Origin of the sequence: Scrofimicrobium canadense, from assembly GCF_009696615.1 — a bacterium.
Taxonomy (GTDB): domain Bacteria; phylum Actinomycetota; class Actinomycetes; order Actinomycetales; family Actinomycetaceae; genus Scrofimicrobium; species Scrofimicrobium canadense.
In genome coordinates this window covers 34,435-56,969 of sequence record NZ_VULO01000009.1, presented here as the reverse complement: position 1 = coordinate 56,969, position 22,535 = coordinate 34,435, and the positions used below count along the sequence as shown (strand labels likewise).

25 protein-coding genes are annotated in these 22,535 nt (G+C 53.5%); 6 read left to right on the top strand and 19 right to left on the bottom strand.

Translation table 11 applies throughout. The annotated features are described in order from the left end of the window. Positions 1-228: 228 nt before the first annotated feature. From nucS to bcp, 15 genes are read right to left on the bottom strand one after another with little or no spacing between them, the layout of a single operon-like run. The gene (gene nucS, locus FYJ24_RS08245; RefSeq protein ID WP_154545393.1) at positions 229-921 is read right to left on the bottom strand and encodes an endonuclease NucS; all 693 of its coding nucleotides are present in this window, start codon (positions 919-921) and stop codon (positions 229-231) included. A 38-nt stretch (positions 922-959) separates the two neighbouring features. After that, positions 960-1,352, bottom strand: a complete 393-nt coding sequence (locus tag FYJ24_RS08240) for a DUF2550 family protein (RefSeq protein ID WP_154545392.1) — start codon at positions 1,350-1,352, stop codon at positions 960-962. Further along, the gene (locus FYJ24_RS08235; protein WP_154545391.1) at positions 1,352-1,621 is read right to left on the bottom strand and encodes a F0F1 ATP synthase subunit epsilon; all 270 of its coding nucleotides are present in this window, start codon (positions 1,619-1,621) and stop codon (positions 1,352-1,354) included. Before FYJ24_RS08235 ends, FYJ24_RS08240 begins: the two co-directional genes overlap by 1 nt. Next, positions 1,618-3,063, bottom strand: coding sequence for a F0F1 ATP synthase subunit beta (gene atpD / locus FYJ24_RS08230; protein ID WP_154545389.1), 1,446 nt, complete (start codon positions 3,061-3,063; stop codon positions 1,618-1,620). The genes FYJ24_RS08235 and atpD overlap by 4 nt, the downstream gene beginning before the upstream one ends. 11 nt (positions 3,064-3,074) lie before the next feature. Next, positions 3,075-4,007 (bottom strand): F0F1 ATP synthase subunit gamma, encoded by a 933-nt coding sequence (locus FYJ24_RS08225; RefSeq protein WP_154545387.1) that lies wholly within the window; start codon positions 4,005-4,007, stop codon positions 3,075-3,077. Between the two features lie 5 nt (positions 4,008-4,012). Then, complete coding sequence (gene atpA, locus FYJ24_RS08220; protein WP_154545385.1) at positions 4,013-5,629, bottom strand: F0F1 ATP synthase subunit alpha; 1,617 nt, start codon at positions 5,627-5,629, stop codon at positions 4,013-4,015. 11 nt (positions 5,630-5,640) lie between these two features. After that, complete coding sequence (locus FYJ24_RS13415; RefSeq protein ID WP_154545383.1) at positions 5,641-6,465, bottom strand: F0F1 ATP synthase subunit delta; 825 nt, start codon at positions 6,463-6,465, stop codon at positions 5,641-5,643. After that, a complete protein-coding gene (gene atpF, locus FYJ24_RS08210; RefSeq protein WP_154545381.1) occupies positions 6,462-7,025 on the bottom strand; it encodes a F0F1 ATP synthase subunit B in 564 nt (187 codons plus the stop codon). Before atpF ends, FYJ24_RS13415 begins: the two co-directional genes overlap by 4 nt. Before the next feature lie 5 nt (positions 7,026-7,030). After that, positions 7,031-7,234, bottom strand: coding sequence for an ATP synthase F0 subunit C (gene atpE, locus FYJ24_RS08205; RefSeq protein ID WP_154545379.1), 204 nt, complete (start codon positions 7,232-7,234; stop codon positions 7,031-7,033). 31 nt (positions 7,235-7,265) lie between these two features. After that, positions 7,266-8,252: a F0F1 ATP synthase subunit A gene (atpB, locus tag FYJ24_RS08200; RefSeq protein WP_225872085.1), complete on the bottom strand. Its 987-nt coding sequence runs from the start codon at positions 8,250-8,252 to the stop codon at positions 7,266-7,268. 9 nt (positions 8,253-8,261) lie between these two features. Then, on the bottom strand, positions 8,262-8,654 hold the full coding sequence (locus FYJ24_RS08195; RefSeq protein WP_154545377.1) for a hypothetical protein: 393 nt from the start codon (positions 8,652-8,654) through the stop codon (positions 8,262-8,264). Next, positions 8,632-9,849: a glycosyltransferase family 4 protein gene (locus FYJ24_RS08190; RefSeq protein ID WP_154545375.1), complete on the bottom strand. Its 1,218-nt coding sequence runs from the start codon at positions 9,847-9,849 to the stop codon at positions 8,632-8,634. The genes FYJ24_RS08195 and FYJ24_RS08190 overlap by 23 nt, the downstream gene beginning before the upstream one ends. Before the next feature lie 3 nt (positions 9,850-9,852). After that, positions 9,853-10,446: an L-threonylcarbamoyladenylate synthase gene (locus FYJ24_RS08185; RefSeq protein ID WP_318656599.1), complete on the bottom strand. Its 594-nt coding sequence runs from the start codon at positions 10,444-10,446 to the stop codon at positions 9,853-9,855. 27 nt (positions 10,447-10,473) lie between these two features. Further along, positions 10,474-11,619 carry a formate-dependent phosphoribosylglycinamide formyltransferase gene (gene purT, locus FYJ24_RS08180; protein ID WP_154545373.1) on the bottom strand — a complete coding sequence of 382 codons (1,146 nt, stop codon included), beginning with the start codon at positions 11,617-11,619 and terminating at the stop codon, positions 10,474-10,476. Next, complete coding sequence (bcp, locus tag FYJ24_RS08175) at positions 11,616-12,083, bottom strand: thioredoxin-dependent thiol peroxidase (RefSeq protein ID WP_154545372.1); 468 nt, start codon at positions 12,081-12,083, stop codon at positions 11,616-11,618. Before bcp ends, purT begins: the two co-directional genes overlap by 4 nt. A 64-nt stretch (positions 12,084-12,147) precedes the next feature. Here bcp and FYJ24_RS08170 point away from each other — a divergent pair, with 64 nt between their 5' ends. Further along, positions 12,148-12,936, top strand: coding sequence for a hypothetical protein (locus FYJ24_RS08170; RefSeq protein WP_154545370.1), 789 nt, complete (start codon positions 12,148-12,150; stop codon positions 12,934-12,936). Between the two features lie 131 nt (positions 12,937-13,067). On the opposite strand, the gene FYJ24_RS08165 is transcribed toward FYJ24_RS08170, so the two are convergent. Continuing rightward, complete coding sequence (locus FYJ24_RS08165) at positions 13,068-14,315, bottom strand: phospholipase D-like domain-containing protein (RefSeq protein WP_318656598.1); 1,248 nt, start codon at positions 14,313-14,315, stop codon at positions 13,068-13,070. Positions 14,316-14,382: 67 nt separating this feature from the next. On the opposite strand from FYJ24_RS08165, the gene gatC reads away from it, so the two are divergent. From gatC to FYJ24_RS08140, 5 genes are all read left to right on the top strand, one after another. Then, entirely contained in the window at positions 14,383-14,679 is a 297-nt protein-coding gene (gatC, locus tag FYJ24_RS08160) for an Asp-tRNA(Asn)/Glu-tRNA(Gln) amidotransferase subunit GatC (RefSeq protein WP_154545368.1), read from the top strand. Next, on the top strand, positions 14,679-16,181 hold the full coding sequence (gene gatA / locus FYJ24_RS08155) for an Asp-tRNA(Asn)/Glu-tRNA(Gln) amidotransferase subunit GatA (RefSeq protein ID WP_154545366.1): 1,503 nt from the start codon (positions 14,679-14,681) through the stop codon (positions 16,179-16,181). Before gatC ends, gatA begins: the two co-directional genes overlap by 1 nt. Positions 16,182-16,184: 3 nt before the next feature. Beyond that, complete coding sequence (gene gatB / locus FYJ24_RS08150) at positions 16,185-17,684, top strand: Asp-tRNA(Asn)/Glu-tRNA(Gln) amidotransferase subunit GatB (RefSeq protein WP_154545364.1); 1,500 nt, start codon at positions 16,185-16,187, stop codon at positions 17,682-17,684. Positions 17,685-17,755: 71 nt separating this feature from the next. Next, positions 17,756-19,189 (top strand): NAD-dependent malic enzyme, encoded by a 1,434-nt coding sequence (locus FYJ24_RS08145; protein ID WP_154545362.1) that lies wholly within the window; start codon positions 17,756-17,758, stop codon positions 19,187-19,189. Between the two features lie 125 nt (positions 19,190-19,314). After that, positions 19,315-20,376 carry a hypothetical protein gene (locus FYJ24_RS08140; RefSeq protein WP_154545360.1) on the top strand — a complete coding sequence of 354 codons (1,062 nt, stop codon included), beginning with the start codon at positions 19,315-19,317 and terminating at the stop codon, positions 20,374-20,376. 14 nt (positions 20,377-20,390) lie between these two features. Here FYJ24_RS08140 and FYJ24_RS08135 read toward each other — a convergent pair whose 3' ends face one another. The 3 genes from FYJ24_RS08135 to rpmE form a co-directional block, all read right to left on the bottom strand. Next, the gene (locus FYJ24_RS08135) at positions 20,391-21,146 is read right to left on the bottom strand and encodes a N5-glutamine methyltransferase family protein (RefSeq protein ID WP_154545358.1); all 756 of its coding nucleotides are present in this window, start codon (positions 21,144-21,146) and stop codon (positions 20,391-20,393) included. Further along, the gene (prfA, locus tag FYJ24_RS08130) at positions 21,143-22,222 is read right to left on the bottom strand and encodes a peptide chain release factor 1 (protein WP_318656597.1); all 1,080 of its coding nucleotides are present in this window, start codon (positions 22,220-22,222) and stop codon (positions 21,143-21,145) included. Before prfA ends, FYJ24_RS08135 begins: the two co-directional genes overlap by 4 nt. Before the next feature lie 77 nt (positions 22,223-22,299). After that, entirely contained in the window at positions 22,300-22,512 is a 213-nt protein-coding gene (gene rpmE, locus FYJ24_RS08125) for a 50S ribosomal protein L31 (protein WP_154545354.1), read from the bottom strand. Between the last annotated feature and the right edge of the window lie 23 nt (positions 22,513-22,535).

The following is a 22,535-nucleotide window of genomic DNA, read 5'->3' as shown; positions in this document are numbered from 1 at the left end:
CGACTCCGCGCCATGCTTGGTCTTCCTCAGGCCAGGCAACAATATGTTCACTTCCCACAAAAATCGGCCTTCCACACCCGGGACATATATATTCTTTTTTTGCCTTTACTACTCGCTGTACCTGATACCTGCGACCATCCCCGCCAACTTCTGTGCGCGCTATAGACGCCGACAGGTGTAGGGGCCGATGTTCCTGCCCCCAGGGCCGCTTCGAGCTACGCCTTGCCATCAGAACAGCCGATCCTCGGCGTTATCCATTCCGCGCATTGCCTGATAATCCAAGATAAGACATTCGATACCGCGATCTTCTGCCAGAGTTCGCGCCTGCTTGGCGATTTCTTGAGCCGCAAAAATCCCGCGAATCTCCCGGTAACGTTCTTCCCGCCCCAGTAGCTCTAGATACCGTGTCAACTGTTCAACCCCATCAATACCACCGCGCCGCTTTACCTCTATAGCAACCGGTTTACCTTCAGGGTCATATACTAAAAGATCAACCGGCCCAATAGGCGTTGGGTGCTCGCGTCGTAGCAGTGTCCAACCAGTCCCCAATATTGTAGGGACCTGTTGCGCCAAGAGCTCTTGGAGGTGTGCTTCCACTCCATCTTTTGTGAGCCCCGGGTCAACACCAAGGTCTTGCTCGATATCGGCTACTATTCCGTAGATACGTACGCGCAATTCACCATCAGATTTGAGAGGGATCACCTGCCAGACTTCTTGTACTCCCGCATCGGACTCATCAGGTTCAATAACTTCCACGCGGCATGGTGGCGACATCCAATTCAAAGGCTTATATGATCCTCCATCGGAATGAACCAAAACTGAGCCATCAGCTTTGAGCATCAACACGCGGGTTGCTCGTGGCAGATGAGCGTCAAGTCGCCCAGAGTAGTCCACCGAGCAATCTGCAATTACCAGTCGCATGTTATTGACCTCTATATTTCGACATCGCGTCCACTACTTTAGAACTCTCGGGATTCACTGGGAGGGTTTGAGTCAATCCACGAAAGCAAACCTGTGTAATCACCCGTCGAGACTACCAGCTCCCAGCGATCATCCCCTGACTGCAGCCACAGAGTCGTAGTGCCTTCAGAGTGATCTTGAACAGGTTTTCCCACGACTTCGAGAGTTGTCCGGGGAAGCAAAAGGTCCGGCGCTATCGCGAACCGGACCAAAGAATACCATGCCATATTGGTGGCACCGTAGCATGCAAAACCGCGCCGCCATTGGCCACCGGGAGTGCGTAGCAGCGCACGAAAGGAATAACGCAACGTACTGAGGCGCCACAACCGAACAATGATGAAAAGACCGCACGCACACAATACGCCCAGCACTGCCAGCGCCCAGCCGGTCATTACGCCTCCAGTCTGCTCCCTTGTTCGACCACGACGGTCACAAAATCAACATCGACAGACGCAAAGCCTCCCGAGACTTCAAAACGGATAGTTTCACCGTCTTCACTATGAGCTTCAACCACGCCGTCAGCGAGTACTGCTAAAACCGGCTGGCGTCCAGGCAAAATACCTAGACGCCCATCCTCAGCAGGAATACTTACATGTGTTGCTGCACCCTCCCACAGGATCTGTGAGCGGGTGACAATCTCAACATTCAGTAACTTACTCATTGTTGCTGCAACTCGTGCCAGCGGCGTTCCAAATCTTCGATACCGCCGATGTTGAAGAATGCCTGTTCAGGAATCTCATCATAGACACCCTCAGCAATGCGGCGGAAGGCCTCAATCGTCTCTGAAAGAGGAACAGTGGATCCTGGCACACCTGTGAACTTCTCAGCCATGTAGGTGTTCTGCGAGAGGAACTGTTCAATGCGGCGAGCACGCGCCACAGTGACCTTATCCTCTTCTGAGAGCTCGTCGACACCCAAGATAGCGATGATATCTTGCAGTTCCTTATTCTTCTGCAGGATCCGCTTGACCTGGGTAGCAACATCGTAGTGTTCCTGCCCGACGTACTTGGGATCGAGAATACGGCTAGTTGAAGCAAGCGGATCTACCGCCGGGTACAGCCCGCGGCTAGCAATCTCACGAGAGAGCTCCGTAGTCGCATCTAAGTGAGCGAAAGTTGTGGCAGGAGCTGGATCGGTGTAGTCATCAGCGGGGACATAAATAGCCTGCAATGAGGTGATGGAGTGCCCACCAGCCGAGGTGATGCGTTCTTGCAACATTCCCATTTCGTCAGCCAGGTTAGGCTGGTACCCCACTGCGGACGGCATACGTCCCAGAAGCGTAGAGACCTCAGACCCCGCCTGAGTGAAACGGAAAATGTTGTCGATAAAGAGCAACACATCCTGTTTTTGTACGTCACGGAAATATTCGGCCATCGTCAACCCTGTCAGCGCAACACGCAAGCGCGTCCCAGGTGGCTCATCCATCTGTCCAAAGACAAGGGCTGTCTTATCAAAGACCCCTGCCTCTTCCATCTCATGAATGAGGTCGTTGCCTTCGCGGGTGCGCTCACCAACGCCAGCAAACACGGAGACACCGCCGTGGTCTTGAGCAACGCGCTGAATCATCTCTTGGATAAGAACTGTCTTGCCTACGCCAGCACCTCCAAAGAGGCCGATCTTTCCACCCTGAACGTAGGGAGTAAGTAGATCAATAACCTTGATGCCAGTCTCGAACATCTTGGTCTGACCTTCTAGCTGGTCGAAACCAGGAGGGTCCCGGTGAATAGGCCAGCGTTCTTTGACCTCTAAAGTCTCATCTTTTTCAAGATTCAGACATTCGCCGGTGACGTTAAATACTTTGCCCTTTGTCACCTCTCCCACAGGAATGGTAATCGGCGCACCGGTATCCGTCACGGGAGTACCGCGAACCAACCCGTCTGTTGGCTTGAGGGCAATCGCACGAATCATGTTGTCACCCAGGTGCTGAGCAACCTCCATCGTCATCGTCATCAGGCCTTCGCCCTCACCCTGACCGCGCAAATCAACATCTACCAATAATGCGTTATAGAGGGCGGGAATCGCGTCAGGTGGGAACTCTACGTCAACGACGGGGCCCACCACGCGGGCCACGCGACCCTCGGCTGTCCTAGTCTTTTCGCTCATCTGCATCTCTCCTATGCCTGAGGCGCAAGGGCATCTGCCCCAGACACAATCTCAGTGATTTCTTGGGTAATTTCGGCTTGCCGCGCGGCATTGGCCAAGCGAGTGTAGTTGGTGATCAAGTCGTTAGCGTTATCGGTAGCAGTATGCATTGCCTGCTGGCGAGACGCTAACTCTGACGCCGCCGATTGCAGCATTGCATGAGTAATGCGATTACGGACGTAGAGAGGCAAAAGCTCATTGAGTACCGTACTTGCATCAGGTATGAACTCATACTCTGGGTAGATATCATCCGAGGCAGAAGATCTGTCCCCGCCCTGGTTCCGAGAATCATCCGCCTCTGGGGTATCGACAACAGTCAGTGGTAGCATCTTGCGAATCTCAGGGACCTGTCGAACCATTGTCTCAAATCGCGTAAACACCAGGTGGACCTCAGCCACGCCCTGCGTCGGATCGGGGTTCAAAAAAGCGTCTAAGAGGGTGTGGGCAATCTGGTCGATCATCTCCTGGTTGGGATTATCCGACGACCCTTCCCATGAGTTAGCTATCGGGACACGCCGGAATGAGAAATACTGTCTAGCGCGCCGTCCAGAAGTGAAAAGGACAGGTTCTTTTCCCTCGTCATGGAGCTCTTGAAGAAGCCTCTCCGTTTCGCGGAGGATAGTCGCCGAATAGGCACCCGCGAGTCCCCTATCGGAAGCGATTGCCAAGACGGCGACTCGACGAGTATCCGTGCGAGGTCTAGTCAACGAGTGGTCGACATGTCCATGGACAGCCACCGCAGCCACAGCCTGTGTAAGAGCCCTGGTATAGGGATCAGCCATCTCTGCGCGTTTGCGGGCGGCATTGATCCGGGAAGCCGCAATCATCTCCATGGCGCGAAAGACCTTTGCCAACGTTTCCGTAGCCTTGATCTTCGCCTTAAAAACTCTTTGCTGACCGCCCATCGAGACTAGCCCTTCCGCGCAGTCGAAATTGTCTCTTCTGTGCGGTGTGCTTCAACCTCACCGGAATCGCTTGCGGTTTCGGTCAGGTAAGTATCGTGGTACTCAGTAACTACGCGCCGCAGTTCTTCTTCCGTGTCTGATTCGAGCAGGCCCGTATCTGCGATAGTTTCCAGGACCTTCGAATGCGCTCCCACGTAATCTAATAGACCGTCTTGGAATGGGCGAACTTGATCAAGAGTCAAATCATCCAAGAAACCGTTAGTTCCGGCCCAAATCACGACAACCTGGTCTTGAACCTTCATCGGCGAGTTTTGCGATTGCTTAAGCAGTTCCATGAGACGCTCACCGCGGATGAGCTGCTTTCGAGTGGTTTCATCCAAGTCTGAGGCAAACATGGCAAAAGCTGCCATGGATCGGTACTGGGCCAAAGTAAGCTTGAGAGTACCAGCCACCTTCTTCATTGCCTTGATCTGAGCGTCACCACCCACACGGGATACTGAGATACCTACGTCAACAGCTGGGCGCTGATTGGCGTTGAAAAGATCCGACTGAAGGAATATCTGTCCGTCAGTAATCGAAATAACGTTGGTCGGAATATAGGCTGACACGTCGTTTGCTTTGGTTTCGATGATCGGAAGCCCCGTCATTGAACCGCCACCTAGTTCATCGGAGAGCTTTGCGCAGCGTTCCAAGAGACGCGAATGCAAGTAGAACACGTCGCCAGGATACGCTTCACGGCCCGGTGGACGTCGCAAAAGCAGGGACACTGCACGGTAGGCTTCAGCCTGCTTCGAAAGATCATCAAAGATGATAAGAACGTGCTTTCCTTCGTACATCCAGTGCTGGCCAATAGCCGACCCCGTATAGGGGGCTAAGTATTTGAAGCCAGCTGGGTCAGAGGCTGGGGAGGCGACGATTGTTGTGTAATCCAGCGCTCCAGCATCAGCAAGTGTTTGACGCACCGATGCAATAGTTGACCCCTTTTGACCAATCGCAACGTAAATACAACGAACCTGTTTCTGCGGATCACCTGACAACCAGTTTTCCCGCTGGTTGAGAATGGTGTCCAACGCAATAGCTGTCTTGCCAGTCTGACGATCTCCAATGATCAGCTGACGCTGCCCACGGCCAATCGGAATCATTGAGTCGATAGCTTTGAGGCCAGTCTGAAGTGGTTCATGCACCGACTTACGAGCCATCACACCGGGGGCCTGGAGCTCTAGGGCACGCCGTCCCTCAATATCTTTGATTTCCCCCAAGCCGTCAAGGGGTGCGCCTAAGGGATCAACGACGCGACCGAGGTAGCCGTCCCCCACCGGAACGGAGAGAACCTCACCAGTGCGACGTACCTCCTGGCCCTCTTCGATACCACCAAAGTCGCCCAACACGACCGTGCCAATCTCGCGGGGCTCTAAGTTCATGGCAAGGCCATAGGTTCCATCTTCAAAGCGCAGGAGCTCATTGGCCATCGCGCCTGGCAGCCCCTCGACATGGGCGATACCATCGGCTGTCTCAGTAACGTGCCCAACCTCTTCGGCTTCGGCGCCTGTTGGCTGGTATGACTCGACATAGTCGTCAAGCGCAGCGCGAATATCTTCGACACTGATTCCCAGATCTGCCATGTTCCGTTCCTCTACCTTGTCTTAGGGCGCGTGAGAGCCCGTTTGGCTTTAGCGATGTCTGAGCGGATAGACGAGTCCACCGCTTCCTCGCCATAATTGATGCGGAAACCGCCCACCAAGTCAGGATCTACAGCCACAGCGAGTGTGACTGGATGTCCCAACTGACGTTCCACCAAGTTCTTCATGCGTTCACGCTGACTGCCTGTGAGATCTCGGGCAGTAGCGACGGTGACCAATTGCGTGCCGCCAAGTTCAGCAGCTTGCTTTTCATACTCTCTGAGGGTTTGCAGCAGCCTACCGTGATGAGACCGCTCCACCGCACGCTGCACGAGGGCGCGAGTAGTCGGCTGAACACTGTCACCCAGAATCTTCCCCATGAGAGCAGCACGCGCACCTACCGTTCCTTGGCCAAGTTCCGAAAGCTGAATTCGTAAATCTCGACTATCGGACAAAAGCTGAGTTACCGCGAAAAGCTCCGACTGGACCAACCGCAGTTCAGCTCGTTGGCGGGCCCCTAAAAGATAGGCAGTTACCCCCAAGTTCTCTAAGGCTTCAAGAAATGCCTTTGGGCTAGACCAATGCTGAACCACAATCGTGCGAATGACGCTCAGCACTGATTCGGTGCAATGCTCGGCAAATATCTTCTCAGCAAGACGACCCCGGTCTGCGCTACTGCGTGATTGATCGGTGAACGCTCGAAGCAGACCCGAATTACCTGAAATGAGGTCGGCAGCGTTTAGCAGCTCAGCACCGATGACATCCGCATCGGCAGACGTAACTACCGTCTCTAAAACCGAGCGGCCTTCCGCCAGGTTACTTAGCTGCTCCGCACTCACTGAGCATTCGCTCCTTCAGTTTCCATGCTGGATTCCAGCTGATCCATAAAGCGGTCGATGACTCGGGACGAAACCTCGTCATCTTTGAGCTTTTCACCGATGATTTTCTCAGCTAGCTCAGTCGCTAACTCGCCAACATCGCGTCGCAGGGTAAGTTCGGCCGCCGCCCGCTCAGCTGCAATCTGTTTCGTAGCATTGTCAGTGATACGCGCTGCTTCACTTTGAGCTTCTGTCTTGGCTTGAGCAACAATCCGTTGAGCGTCTTGTGAGGCCTTCTCCCGCACCTCACGTGCCTGCTCATTGGCATCCCGGAGAAGGTCTTTGCGCTCACGCTCTGCCAACGCGGCCTGTTCTTGAGATTGCGCAGCCGCGTCTAAGCCAGCTTCGATTTCTTCGTTGCGCTCATCAATTTTGGCGTAAATCTTCTTGAGGGCCAAGCCTAAGACAATCCACAGTCCCAAGAATATGATGGCGGACCAGAAGATCTCATATACGGGTGGAAGCAGAAGATTTGAGCTCCCTGAGCTAGCCTCGCCTGCTTCTGCTGCTAAAAATACCATCACGACTATTTGATCAGAGCTAGAACGAAGCCAATCAGACCCAGCACCTCAACAAACGCAACGCCGAGAATCATGTTCGTAAAGAGTTTCGAAGCAACTTCGGGCTGACGCGCAGTAGCTTCCTGAGTCTTACCAATCAGAATGCCAATGCCAATACCTGGGCCGAGTGTAGCCAAGCCGTATCCGAGAATGGCGATGGAACCGGTCATATTGTATTTCCTTACTTTCGTATGTGAGGGACTAGTGTGCCTCAACGGACATTTTGATATAGACGGCGGTGAGAAGAGTGAATACATACGCCTGAAGCAACGCGACAAAAAGTTCAAATGCGGTCACGGCTATCGCACCCGCGAAAGTGGCTACAGAGATAATCTTGAGACCACCTGTTGCAACTAATAGTGATTGTGTACCAAAGTAGCACGTCGCAAGGAGAATGTGACCCGCAATCATATTCGCTAAAAGTCGAATAGCCAGCGAACAAGGACGCACAACGAAGGTCGAGAATAGCTCAATCGGCGTAAGCAACAAATACATGAGCTTAGGAACGCCTGCAGGCATAAGCTGCTCTTTGAAGAACCTCAGTCCGCCGCGCTCTCTGATACCTGCAACGACAAATGACACGTACGCAAAGACTGCAAAAACTAATGGAACAGACATGACAGACGAAGCTGCAATATTAATACCGGGGATTATTCCCGTGAGGTTCATTGCGAAGACGCCAAAGAAAATCACGGCCAGGGTGATGGCATAGCGTCGTCCACGTTTATTACCCATCAGTTCAATACCAATATTGCGGCGAACGTACTCGGCAACAACTTCGATAGCAGCCTGTCCCCTGGTGGGTACCTTCGTCACTCGCAGAGCGACAATACCGACCACCGCACACACAACCACAGCAGCAAGTATGCGAGCAATGACGAGGCGGTTGACTTCAAAAACGGTCCCTTCCCATATCGCTGCCTCAGGGAAAAAGTCCCCAACGCCGGGCTGATGGATTTCTGCGGGATTCTCCATCATCGGGAGAAAACCAGCGAAGAAAGACCAGATAAGAATCGCAACAATAACAATGGCACCGATCCACCACCAAGTTGGGAATCGTCGCAAATCAGACGCCTTCTCAGCTTTGGTCGGCGCGACTTCTACTGCGTCAACAGAACTCAGGGCAACTCCCATGTTGGTATCGGGCAAAATCCTTTCAGATGATAGCACTTCAGTCGCTCTTCGCATCTTCACATCTCATGATTCTTCCAACTTGACCTGCATGGAACGCAACTGTATGACCAGAGTCACCACAATTGATGCGACGACGATCGCAGCTATGACTGGCAAATTGAATCCTCCCACCGACTTGGGGATGAGGATAGCTAACGCGATTGCGGCTATTTTGATCAGGTAGTCCGCAATCACCCACCCAATACCTAGATCATCAGAATCGACCATTTTGGAGATACTGAAAGCACTCACCTCAATGATGACTGTGGCCGCGGCAATACCAATCAGAGCAGAGCTTATGGGTCTGCCAGGCAACAATAGAGTAGCAATCAGTCCGCCCACGACAACAATGGCGAGAGCCCATTGGAGACCCGATCGCACTCGGTGGGCATACTCACGTGTCTTGAGAGTCTTCACGATGATCCTTCCCTGTCGGACGGAACGGGTGAACATATTGGCCACGGCTGATGACCTTGATGCCATCATCGACCGCCGTGCGCCCACCTGGAACCCCAATTCCTTTAGGACGTTTCATTCCGGGGAAAAGCTGGGCAGTCACAAGAACAAGTAGTAGGGCAACGATTGTCCCGCTGATAGCCACTATGTGGAGGGGAACTACCAGAAGAGCCACACCTACTGCACATAGCAATAACGTCCATGCCCACAGAACTAAAACCACCGAACGGTGTGAGTGTCCTGCATCGAGCAACCGGTCATGGAGGTGAGTCCGATCAGCGGTAGTAGGACTCTTTCCGTGAAGAATTCTTCCCACTGCAGTAATGACCAGATCGACAAGAGGGATCACGATGACAACTAGAGGAAGAAGCAGCGGTAGCACACTGGTGATTATCGGGTCCCCCTCAAGAAGGTTGGGCCTAACCTGCCCGGTGACGATGATTCCTGCCGAGGCGATCAAAAGCCCCAGCACCATTGCACCCGAATCACCCATGAAGATGGAGGCTGGATGAAAGTTGAACCACAAAAATCCAATACAGGCACCTACCATGCCCGCCATGATGACCGCTGCCGATGTCGCGTATGATGCAGAGTCCATCACTACGGTGAGCAAATACGAATAAGTGAAAAAACTGGCCCCCCCGATTGCCAGAACACCTGCGGCTAAGCCATCCAACCCGTCCACAAAGTTGACGGCGTTAATGATAGTGACGATGACCAAGATCGACACCAGTATCGATAGACGTGAGGAACCGATCGTGAGACCAAACAGTGGGAAACTAATGAGCTGAACACCGTTCATGGCCATCAGAGCTGCGATAAGCACCTGCCCCGCCAGTTTTGTCATCCAATCGAGCTCAAGAATATCGTCAATTGTCCCCAGTAGGCAGATAGCCAAAGCACCACATAAGACCGCCCAAACGGGTCGGTTTGAAAAAACTTCATGAAGAAAAGGAATCTGGCTTCCAAGGATAATCGCGGTGGCAAATCCCGCAGTCATAGCCAAGCCACCCATGCGCGGTGTTGGCACAGTATGTACGTCACGTTCACGCAGTGGGGTGAGGACTCTAAAAGTCAGTGCAAAACGCCGAGCCGCTGGGGTGAGAAGCATCGTCACCGCCGCAGCGAGGAACATGAGAAGAAGGTAAGTGCGCATTATCTAATTGAGAGCCGCCATAACGTCATCCCACTCTACCGCGCCTCTTCGCACAAGTGTTGGCGTTACTCCAGTCAGGTCAACGATGGTCGAAGCAAGCCCCAAGGGAGACTCTCCCCCATCAATATAGACAGCTACGCTGTCTCCAAAATACTCCTGAGCCATCTCGATAGTGGTTGCTGGCGGCATTCCCGTGATATTGGCCGATGTTACAGCCAGGGGGCCCGTCTCATATAGAAGGCTCCGGGTACTTTGCCAATCCGGGACTCTTATAGCGACAGTTTCTGCCTCCCACCCCAGTTTTTTGATTGGCTTCACAATTACTGTCACCGCACCGGGCCATAGTGCCTGCAAAGAACCTGGCACCTGCGCTACCGAAAGCGCCTGCTCCATGTCCGCCACTAAGATGGGAGGCGGCATTGTCAGGCTTCTCCCTTTTGCTACCAAAAGCCTATCTACCGCTGTTGAACTGAACGGGTCTGCGGCAATGCCATACACAGTATCGGTGGGAATGACTATCAGGTCACCTTGAGTAATCGCATCCTGCGCTGTATCGAGCACTACGCCATTGTGCCACATACCCGAGTATGCAGTCACGGGGCCTGCACGTACGGCCGCGAGCAGTCAGTCGACCAGCATCACATCAATTTTTGAGGCTGCCCTATGGGCGAGGCGCCGCGCATCTTCAGACGACGCGCCGCGCGCCACCACAACTGCGATACGTCTTTCACCATCCACATACGGTTTACCAAAATCCCTCACTTGAACGGAGGAATCAACACGGCAAGCCTCATCTAGACCTGTCAGAATAGGTCTTCCTTTGCCGCGCACTTTGATGGGAACTGAAGCTACCGCTTGCGGAAATCGTTGCGGTGGTGGGACCGGAATACCCAAAACAGCCCGGGCATGGGCTGCAAACTCGGAAATATCACCCGCTGCCATCGTCACCAGTCCGGTGTCGTGAGGTCTAGGAGAAACCTCGGAGAAAATGACTTCGTCACCGACTAGAAATAGCTCAACCCCAAAAAGACCCCATCCGCCCAAGGCTTTGACAACTTTCTGCGCCAAGTCTTGTGCCTGTTCGATAGTCTCTCCGGGCAGGTCCATCCACGATTCTGCATAGTCTCCATCTATTTGCAGGTGGTAGATCGGGTCAAAGAATGTGATCCCGCCTGAGTGTTGCACTGTGAGCAGGGTAATTTCCGCATCAAAATTGACGAATCCTTCGACAATGCATCGAACAGATTTTCCGCGTGCACCTTCCAGGGCGTACCGCCACGCCTCGTCCACCTGATTCATGTCCCGCAGGACCGACTGTCCTTTTCCAGACGAAGACATCACGGGTTTGACCACACAGGGCAAGCCAATGCTTCGCGCGGCTTCTCTCATTTCCTCAGGAGAATCAACAAAACAATATGGGCTGGTGGGGAGCTGCAGTTCTTCCGCAACCAGTCGGCGAATTCCCTCACGGTTCATCGTTAGATGCACCGCACGTGCTGAGGGAACAACCGGGAAATCTCTCTCAAGGTCAACGAGAACAGACGTTGCGATTGCTTCAATTTCTGGGATCACTAGATCGGGTTCTTCTTCTATAAGGAGGTAACGTATAGCATCCGCATCAGTCATATCGATGATTTTATGGAAGGGAGTGACATGCATAGCAGGCGCACCCGCGTAGCGATCGACAGCAACAACGTCCACCCCCAAGCGAGCAAGCTCAATGGCAACTTCTTTACCTAATTCCCCACTTCCGAGCAATACCGCTTTCATGCGATATCACGCAAGAGCCGAGCAACATGGCCAGTGGCTTTGACGTTATATTGCGCGAGGGCGAGTTTCCCATCTTTTCCCACCACAAAGGTAGAACGGATCACGCCTTCGAATACGCGCCCATAGTTCTTTTTTTCTCCCCAGGTTCCCCAAGCGTTCATGACGGTGTGATCACTGTCGGATCCCAGAGTAAAGCCGAGATCATTCTTGCTGGCAAAGCGTTCCAGTGCTTCCACTGAGTCGGGACTAATACCGATGACCTCATAGCCATCGGTGCGAAGAGCGGCGAGATTGTCACGAAAGTCGCAGGCCTCCTTCGTGCAGCCAGGGGTACCAGCTTTTGGATAGAAATAGACGATAACTCCTTTGCTGGCCCGATCTATCAACTCGTCAAGAGATACGGTGCCGCGCGGTGTTTCCACAGTGAACTTGGGGGCGCTTTCGCCCACTTCTAACCTCGTCATGACACCATTATCCCCAATAATCCGTAAGATATGTACTATCGCATGTCAACACAAGGGGAATTTCATGCTGAAAAGGGTTCGCAAGGCTGTACAACTGGGAAAAATTGGATGTTTTTCCCCCGAAGCAATGCTCGCCACCATGGTCTTAGAGTTTGGAGGCGCACTATGGGTTGCTCTGCGCTACCGACTCAACAAGGTTGGCTGGCTCACCATCGGACTATTGGTATTCCTTGGTGGAATGCAGATGTCTGAGTTCATCTTGTGTGGTCTTGGAGGGGGCTTCCCCTGGTATCACATTGCCTATGCGTCAATTACCATGCTGCCCCCTTTGGGAATCTCCCTGGCGATGGCGATTGCGGGGAAAAAGAACCTATGGGCACAGATCGTCATGTACGTGTTATGCGCAGCATTTGTTCTCTATTGGCTCTTCGCTATTCACGGAGTGACCGGTGACAAATGTGAGGCTCCCAGCAGTAACTGGGTTGTCTTCCAAGCAAACACCGACGCGATGTGGATGTACGGCACTTATTACTATGTGTTCTTGGCTATTGGTACTTTCGTATCCCTTTACTGGGGCTATAAGGCCGATAATCATCGCACGTCCTGGGCGCTCTACTGGCTTGCCATTGGCTATGCGGTCTTTATTCTGCCAACCATTACTGTCGGACTCATCGACCCTGCCACTCGCAGCGGTATTCCTTCAGTGATGTGTGGTTTTGCGGCCTTACTCGCCGTCACATTGATTTTTGCTGTGATCCGTCTGGCAGGAACACGCCGCGGTGAAACCCCTGCCGAGGTTGAGGCGCGCACCAAAGCTAGTAATCCCGCCCAGGCAGTGCACGACGATAACTAAGACTCAACGGATTCTCTTGAGTGGCTGGGGGTATTATCCTCTCCTCACCACGTACGGGGTCATAAAACCGTACACGGGGTGGTATGCCGCCCCGGCAACCACCACATCGCCCAGGCTGTTGCGCTGAGAAGCTAGACGATAGCGCGGAATGGTGCTATGAGTTTTTCCCCGAGGCGCTGCAGCGGCCCGCGCCCTTCCCATTCGCTCAAGGTAAGGCAACGTGAAGTTGTTAGATCGTTGTCGAATACGTCCTCAAGAACGGCAGCAAACTCTGGCGAATATATCTGCAGATTGACTTCAAAGTTGCCCATAAGCGAAAGCCGGTCGAGGTTGGCAGTCCCCACCGTCGACCACACTCCGTCAACTGTCATTGTCTTCGAGTGAATCATCGCGTGCTGATAAAGCCAAATTTCTACGCCAGCCCCTAAAAGCTCACCGTAGAAAGGCCATGCCACCCAGTCGGCAAGAATGTGATTGGAGTATTCGGGAATGAGGACGCGCACCCTCACACCTCTCTCGGCCGCAGCCACCAATCCGCCAAGGAGTTCTCGGTCAGGAATGAAATATGCAGTTGTAATGAGAATGTGGTCTTTTGCCCGCTCAATGGCATCCAAATAGAGCCCTCGAACGGGAAAGAGTAATCGCGATGGAAGATTAAAGGCCGCCTTGATAGGGGCGTCCCATTGGCCAACAAATTTGCGCTCTAACTTCGGTTGCTTTCCGCGAAGAGTATTCCAAAACCCTACAAAACCATTTGAGAGCTCCTCGACTGCTGGCCCCACTACGCGCACATGGGTGTCTCGCCATTCAATCCCAAAGTCCTCACCAATGTTAAAGCCACCGACAAAGCCGACGGCGTCGTCAACAACCAAAATCTTGCGGTGGGTTCTACCCGTGCGTCGCATATCCATCAAGAAGAGTCCGGCACGAATCTCTGAAAGCCGATGCGCCCACAAATTTGGGTGTTTTGGAAAATGACGGAACCGCGGACTTTGGTTGAGAGTTCCAAAGCCATCGAAAACTATGTAGACCTTGACTCCCCGATCCGCCGCCTCGTACAAAGCGTTTTTAAACATCTTGCCGATGGAGTCTCCACGCCACGCATAAGTCTCAAAGTAGATAGTCTCTTGCGCCTGGCGTATAGCCTCTAGCATGTCATGGTAGAGCGATTTACCTTCCACATATACGCGCAGGTCGTTATCGCCTACAGCAACATTACGCGGTGGAAGCGTGGGGAAACCCCGAACACCGCCCGGTATGCGTGCTCGTCGAACGCGGTCAACTAGGTGAACTGCAACCACAGCAGCCGCTTGAGCCGTCACTACCCCAAGGCCAGCATATTTGAGAGCCTTCACCCACCGCGACGAATCATTAAACACCTATGTATCTTATCGTGGACCGTCCAGAGTTACTGGAGGAACGACAGACCGAGCTAAGATTGGCATCATGTCCAGATTCTCCGCAGAAGAAGTCGCGCGTGTCGCAGAACTCGCCCGCATTGCCCTCACGGAAGACGAGATTCAACGTCTAGCTGGCGAGCTTGACCTCATTGCAGGCTCCGTCGCTAAAGTTTCCGAGGTGGCTACGCCCGATATTCCGGCAACCTCCCATCCGCTGCCACTGACTAATGTCATGCGTCCCGATATCGTTGGCGCCACATTGAACCGCTCTGAAGTGTTAGCGCAGGCTCCGGCAGCCGAAGAGGGGCAATTCCAGGTGCCGCAGATTTTGGAGGAAGACTGATGAATGACCTTTTGACGAAGTCAGCACTAGAGCTCTCGGAACTCCTGCAATCTGGTGAGATTAGCTCGGTGGACTTGACTCAAGCATGCCTTGACCGCATTGCCGCACTGAACCCACGTATCAACGCTTTTCTTGCAGTAGATGCTAAAGGTGCTTTAGAACAGGCCACAGAAGTGGACCGCAAGCGCGCATTGGGCGAGAAGCTGCACCCCCTGGCCGGAATCCCCATCGCGGTTAAGGACAATATTGTGACCCGTGGTCTCACAACTACGTGTTCGTCGAAGATTCTTGATGGGTGGAAACCTCCTTATGATGCAACCGTTGTTGAACGCATCAAGGAAGCCGGGCTACCCATTGTTGGTAAAACCAACTTGGATGAATTTGCTATGGGTTCATCCACAGAGTTTTCAGCGTTCGGAGTGACACGTAATCCCTGGGATGAGTCTCGTATACCTGGTGGCTCTGGCGGCGGATCGGCAGCTGCCGTGTCGGCGTTCCTGGTTCCGTGGGCATTAGGCTCAGATACGGGCGGATCAATCCGTCAACCGGGTGCATTCACAGGAACTGTCGGTGTAAAACCCACCTATGGCGGTGTTTCCCGCTATGGCCTGGTTGCACTTGCTTCCTCGCTGGACCAGATTGGTCCGGTCACTCGTAATGTGGCGGATGCAGCAGCCTTGCAAGAACTCATTGGTGGTCATGATCCTCTCGACTCCACGTCGCTTCCAGAACCGGCGCCCCCTGTGAGTTCTACTGTTGCGCAGACTCGCGGAACGCGTGATGCATCTGGCCTTAAGATTGGTGTTGTCAAAGAGCTCTCCGGCGAAGGCTATTCACCAGAAGTTCTCGAGGCTTTCAACCGCACGGTCGATGCTTTGCGTGAAGCTGGAGCCGAAATCAAAGAGGTATCGTGCCCAAGTTTCGACTATGCACTGGCAGCTTACTATCTCATCATGCCTGCAGAAGCCTCTTCTAACTTGGCCCGGTTTGACGGTATGCGCTATGGCCTCCGTGTTGATCCCACCGAGGGGCCAGTGACGGCAGAACGTGTCATGGCAGCCACTCGTGAAGCCGGGTTTGGTGATGAGGTGAAGCGCCGCATTATCTTGGGAACCCATGTCCTGTCGGCTGGATACTACGACGCCTACTATGGATCGGCGCAAAAGGTTCGCACGCTGATTCAAAGAGACTTCGAGAGAGTTTTTGGTGAGGTTGATGTGTTGGTTTCACCTACGACCCCCACGAAAGCATTCCCCATTGGGGAGCGCATTGATGATCCACTGGCAATGTATTTGAACGACACCGCTACGATTCCAGCCAATTTGGCAGGAACTCCGGCTCTGTCTGTTCCTAATGCTGTCACAGAGGACGGGCTTCCGGTCGGCTTCCAGGTGGTGGCTGCTGCGAAGAACGATCCGGTGATGTACAAGGTGGCACAGCTCGTTGAAGATGTGAGTCCGGCCGTTGCTGCCGCCTCGCCCGCCACAGACTGGGAAGGATGAGACATGACTGACGAAGTAATGGACTACCAGGAGGCAGTCAAGGCCTTTGATCCCGTGATGGGTATCGAGGTGCATGTCGAGCTGGGCACGGATACTAAGATGTTCGATGCCGCACCAAACCAGTTTGGTGGGGATCCCAATACTTTTGTTACCCCTGTGTCTTTGGGACTTCCTGGTTCTTTGCCGGTGGTCAATGAGAAAGCCGTAGAATCGGCTATTCGTATCGGGCTGGCTCTTAACTGCACGATAGCCAAGTATTGCCGTTTTGCTCGCAAAAACTACTTCTACCCCGATCTGACGAAGGCCTACCAGATTTCGCAATCGGATGAGCCTATTGCTGCCGATGGCTGGGTCGATGTGGAGCTCTCTGACGGAGAGATTTTCCGCGTCCAGATTGAGCGAGCACATATGGAAGAGGATGCGGGAAAGAACACTCACGTGGGAGGTTCTGACGGGCGCATTCACGGAGCCGACTATTCTCTGGTCGATTACAACCGAGCTGGCGTTCCCCTTGTCGAAATCGTCTCGCGTCCGATTGAAGGTGCTGGCGAACGCGCGGCTGAAGTAGCTGCGGCATATGTCCAGACGCTGCGCGATATTTTTAGGGCCCTTGACGTATCGGAAGCTCGGATGGAACGCGGGAATGTACGGGCTGACATCAACGTGTCGTTACGTCGCACTCCCGAGGATCCTTTTGGGACGCGCACTGAGACGAAGAACGTCAACTCGTTCCGTTCTATCGAGCGCGCGGTTCGCTACGAGGTTGGGCGTCAGGCGGCTGTGTTGTCTGCGGGCGGGACTATCACCCAGGAGACCCGTCACTTCCATGAGAACGACGGATCAACCTCGTCGGGCCGTGAGAAGTCGGACGCGGACGACTACAGGTATTTCCCCGAACCTGACCTAGTTCCTCTTGAACCTACCCCACAGTGGGTTGAGGAACTCAAGCTTTCACTTCCTGAGCTGCCCCATGCAAAGCGCAGGCGACTTCTTGCCGAGTGGGGGTTCTCAGACCTGGAAATGCGTGACGTCGTCTCGGCAGGAGCTGTCGATCTTATCGAGGCCACTGTTGCTGCTGGGGCAAGTCCTGCTGCTGCGCGCAAGTGGTGGATGGGAGAACTCTCACGCCTCGCAAAAGAAGGCGGTCAAGCGCTTGCTGATATGCCGGTGAGTGCAGAGGGAATCGCCGAATTGCAGTCCTTGGTGGACGAGGGCAAACTCACGGATAAGATGGCGCGACAGGTACTTGAGGGCATGTTGGCAGGAGAAGGCGGCGCTGCTGAGGTTGCTGCTGCACGCGGGTTGGAAGTTGTCTCCGACGACTCTGCTCTCCAAAGTGCTATTGATCAGGAAATTGCGGACAATCCCGATGTTGTTGAGAAGATTCGTGGCGGTAAAGTACAGGCCATCGGCGCGCTGGTGGGTGGCGTTATGAAAGCAACGCGTGGCCAAGCTGACGCTGCTCGTGTGCGCGAACTCATAGCCCAGACTTTGGGCCTATGAGACAGCCTATGACTGCGGTGTAGTGCAGGGATAAAATTAGGGTACATACCAACGAAAGGTAAGCCCCAAAGATGTATGTTTCTCCCTCCTACACCGCTTCATACAGGCTCTTAGTCAATGAGGAAAAGATCCGTGTCGCAGACGTTGTTGCTGCGATAACTGGAACTGGAGCCGGTATCAAAGGTCTTGACATTGCTGAGGCTGAAGCTCCCCGTATCATCATTGACGTCACCTGCGATGTTCGTGATACTGAACATCGGCGCTCGCTAGCCGTACTCTTAGAAGACCTACGCGGCATCACTGTCAAGAGTGTCGCAGATCAGACGTTCCTGGACCACGTTGGTGGAAAAATCGAGATTACCCCCCGCACTCCCCTACGTAACCGCGACGATCTTTCACGCGTGTACACGCCAGGGGTAGCGCGCGTGTGTAGGTCTATCCACGACAATCCGTCCAAGGCCCATATCCTCACAATGAAAGCCAATACGATTGCTGTGGTTTCCGACGGCACAGCGGTTTTGGGCTTAGGTGACATCGGCCCTGAAGCGGCTCTTCCAGTCATGGAAGGAAAAGCCGTTTTGTTCAAGCACTTCGGTGGTGTCGACGCTATCCCCGTTGTACTCGATACCAAAGATACTGAAGAAATCATCTCCATAGTTAAGGCGATCGCACCTGCCTATGGCGGGATCAACCTGGAAGATATTTCTGCACCCCGCTGCTTTGAGATTGAAGAGCGACTACGCAAGGAACTCGACATCCCGGTCTTCCATGATGACCAACATGGGACAGCTATCGTCGTCTTAGCTGCCTTGCTCAACGGGCTGAAGGTGACCGGCAAGAAGATCGAAGATGTACGCATTGTGGTGTCAGGAGTTGGTGCCGCAGGTTCCGCCATCATCAAGCTTTTGCAGGCACAAGGGGCTCAAGACATCGTAGGGTACGGTCGCGATGGCGCACTTTCAGCCGATAATACTGAAGGAATGCATCCATCCCGCAAGTGGCTGGCTGAGAATACGAATCCGCGGCGAGTCAAGGGCAGCCTCCAGGAAGGTCTCAAGGACGCTGACGTGTTCATCGGTGTTTCGCAAGGCAACATTCTCACCGGTGATGACATCGCCCAGATGGCCCCTGGAGCCATCGTTTTTGCGTTGGCAAATCCAACACCCGAAGTTCCACCCCAGGATGCCGCAAAGACAGCAAAGATCGTTGCAACGGGACGCTCAGATTTCCCCAACCAAATCAACAACGTTCTTGCGTTCCCAGGCCTTTTCCGTGGGCTTCTCGACGCGAGAGTCCCCGAGATCACCACCGAGGTCTTACGCGTCGCGGCCGAGGCAATTGCGGGGGTTATCGAACCAGAAGAACTCTCAGAAAACTACATTATCCCTGGCGTCTTCGACGACAGGGTTGCCAGGGCGGTCTCTAAAGCTGTACGTAAATCGGTTGCGGACTTTGAGCAGATTGAAGTTGTGCCTCAGATCGATTTGGGCGACCATACAGTGTGAGTTCAGAACAATTTTTGTGGTTCCGAAGGGCGGGCCTTCCGCTCTTCGTTCCTCCGCGGCGGCGCGCTTCCGGCTTGGCCTGGCGTGCCGCCCCCTTTTTGGCTTTCTGTTACACACTGACCACAGTGCTCACTGTGGTGCTAGCACTGTTAGCGAAGGTGCTTCCTGAAGTTCTTTCCGAAGGAGACTGGAGCGATCCGCTTCCTGACCCCACATGGTTTGAGGGGTCAGAAGAACTAGCCTACTTGCTCAACATTGTTCTGTCCGTAGGCCTGGTCCTCGCTCTCTTCGTCATTGCAGCTATCCCCTCAGCTCTCACCACGTGGGCGATCCATCGCGATGGTATTTCCCGGATTATTGCGACTGCAATAGTGTATCTTTACGGCTTAGTCGTTCTTCCCCTATCTGCTGCTTTTTTCTTATCGCGCGACGCCTGGTACGTTTTTGCCCTCAACTCAGGCCTAGCTCTGGCAGCTCTACTGTTCACTCTTCTAGGTATCGGCTCCGTACTATCCTGGTCGGTGCGGCAATCACTGCGGGAAATTCGCACCATGGGGCTTCTCATGGGCCGGGTACTACCAGTACTGATGATAGTCATTGTCTTTGCCTTTTTTGATGCATCTTTTTGGCAGGTCACCCGCGAAATAACAGGAGTGCGCCTCACATTGGTGGGTATTGTATTTCTGGCTATGGGAATGGCAGTCTCCTACCCCATCGGCAGGCGGCAGCTTATCGGTTTACTCTCCGAAGAAGCAGTTCAGCAAAAGTCACCCTTAACAGCCGGTGAGAGAATCAACCTCGTCGTTGTCTTTGTCCTAGCTATGTTTTTCCAGATCGTCATTTTCACATTTTTAACAGCGGTTTTCCTTGTGGTACTTGGGGAAATTGCTTTCACCCCGGAGCTTATTAGCTCGTGGGCTGGAAAAGATCCTTCTTCAGCCAGATTCTTAGGTCTTCCCTTGTCAGTGGACGCCTCATTGCTCAAGACCTCAGTATTCTTAGCTTTCATTTCATCCTTGAACTTCTTGGTCTCTGTCGCAACAAATAAGGAATACCGCGACTCTTTTTATGGCCCTATCCTCACTCGGATGCGGCAAGCTTTAGACCTTCGGTCCCCGGTCCCCTCGTCAGGTGCGGGTTATGTGCCCGTTATGGAACCTGACAACTCACAAAAATCCGGCACCTGAGTGAGGAATACGATTCAGACCACCGCACGCAAGAAGCGCGGACGCCCAGCCAAGTCCGTCAAGGTGGTGGCGTGACTAAAGCCTGTTGAGAAAGCAAAGTCCACAAGATTGTCTGCTTGAGATTCAGCATGTTCCATGAGGAGTACACCGGCGGGGCCTAACAGCGCGCGTGCACGTGTGACCAAGCCGCGCGGAAAAACCATTCCGTCTTCGCCTCCCCCATACAAGGCCATCTCCGGGTCAAAGAGCACGTCCCCTGCAACCCTTTCGACGACGTAGGGTGGGTTGGAAACAACCATGTCATAGTGGCCTTCAAACTCCAAGGCATCACCGCGGACGAGACGAACCGAGGTATCGTGAAGATTTTCCTGCGCATAGCGCAGTGCGCGCGCGGAAAGCTCAACTGCATCAACTTTGAGACCGGACAAAGCCAGGCAGCGCGCAATCGCTCCCGAACCAGTACACAGGTCAACTGCTGTATGTATTCCTGTTTCTTCGAACGCATATTCAACAAGCATTTCGGTTTCGGGTCGAGGAATGAAAACTCCGGGCCCAACTGTAAGACGTTCTCCCCTAAACCAACATTCACCGGTGATGTGATGCAAAGGGAAACCTTGACTTCTGGCTTTTACCGCCAAACGATAGCGACGTCTCTGCGCATGCGTGGGTTCATCTGCGATGATGAGGGACTCTACCCCCAGAACCCACTCTAAGAGCATTTTTGCTTCATGTATGGGAATGCGCCGTGCACCCCACGCTAGGTCTTTCACTTTCCCCCAGCAGAAGCCAAACGGGCAGCCTCGTCGGCCTCAATTGCAGAGTGAATCACTGGATCGAGAGCACCAGCAAGAACCTGGTCCAGATTATATGCTTTGAACCCCGTGCGGTGATCAGCAATTCGGTTTTCTGGGAAGTTGTAGGTTCGGATGCGCTCTGAGCGGTCAACTGTACGAACTTGAGACAGACGAGCAGCCGATGCCTCAGCTTCTCGCTGCGCTTTTGCCTCAGCGATCATACGCGATTTCAAAACTCGAAGTGCGGCTTCTTTATTTTGAAGCTGCGACTTTTCGTTTTGCATTGAAACAACAATCCCCGTAGGAATGTGGGTAATACGAACAGCCGAGTCAGTAGTGTTGACCGATTGTCCCCCTGGTCCCGAAGAACGATAGACGTCAATACGGAGGTCGTTTTGATCAATCTCGATCTCTTCATCAACCTCAACTTCTGGCATCACCATGACGCCAGCCGCAGACGTATGGATACGACCTTGAGACTCAGTGACCGGAACGCGCTGTACACGATGCACGCCCCCCTCATATTTCAAATGTGCCCACACACCATCTTCAGGCGCGGGGTTTCCTTTGGCTCGCACAGCCAATGTCAGCTCTTTGTACCCGCCCAACTCAGTGTGCGTAGCAGAAAGCTCTGTAACCGTCCACCCTTTATGCTCGGCATAGCGCATATACATGCGTGCTAGGTCCCCAGCAAAGAGGGCCGATTCGTCCCCACCTTCACCTGCTTTGATTTCGACAATGACATCACAAGCATCATCTGGATCGCGGGGAGCCAATATCTTGACGAGGCGTTCACGAGATTCACCCAATGCTACCTCGAGTTCTTCTGCCTCAGCTGCAAATGATTCGTCTTCATCAGCAAGCTCTTTTGCAGCTTCAAGATCGTCAGTGAGCCTTTGGAACTCTTCGACTGCAGCCACGACCCGCCCCAGTTCCGCGTAGCGCCTGCCTGCCTTGCGTGCACGCGCCTGATCGTTGTGAATAGAAGGATCGGCTAAGTCCTTCTCTAGCTGGTGGTATTCCTCGATCATCGGTGCGACGGCATCTAGCACTACATCCTCCTGGTCTATCCGTGGCTTATTTAACGACAAGGGACCGACGGCCGTAGCCGTCGGTCCCTGAAAAGTCGCTAATCGGCCTTCTTGCCGTAACGCTTCTGGAAACGAGCCACACGGCCACCGGAGTCCAGAATCTTCTGCTTGCCAGTGTAGAACGGGTGGCATTCAGAGCAAACGTCCACGCGCATCTCACCATCAGCAATGGTTGAGCGGGTAACGAATGTGTTACCACACGTACATGTGACGGTGGTTTCTACGTAATCAGGGTGGATTCCCTGTTTCATATCTGTCTCCTAGGGGTTCGAGG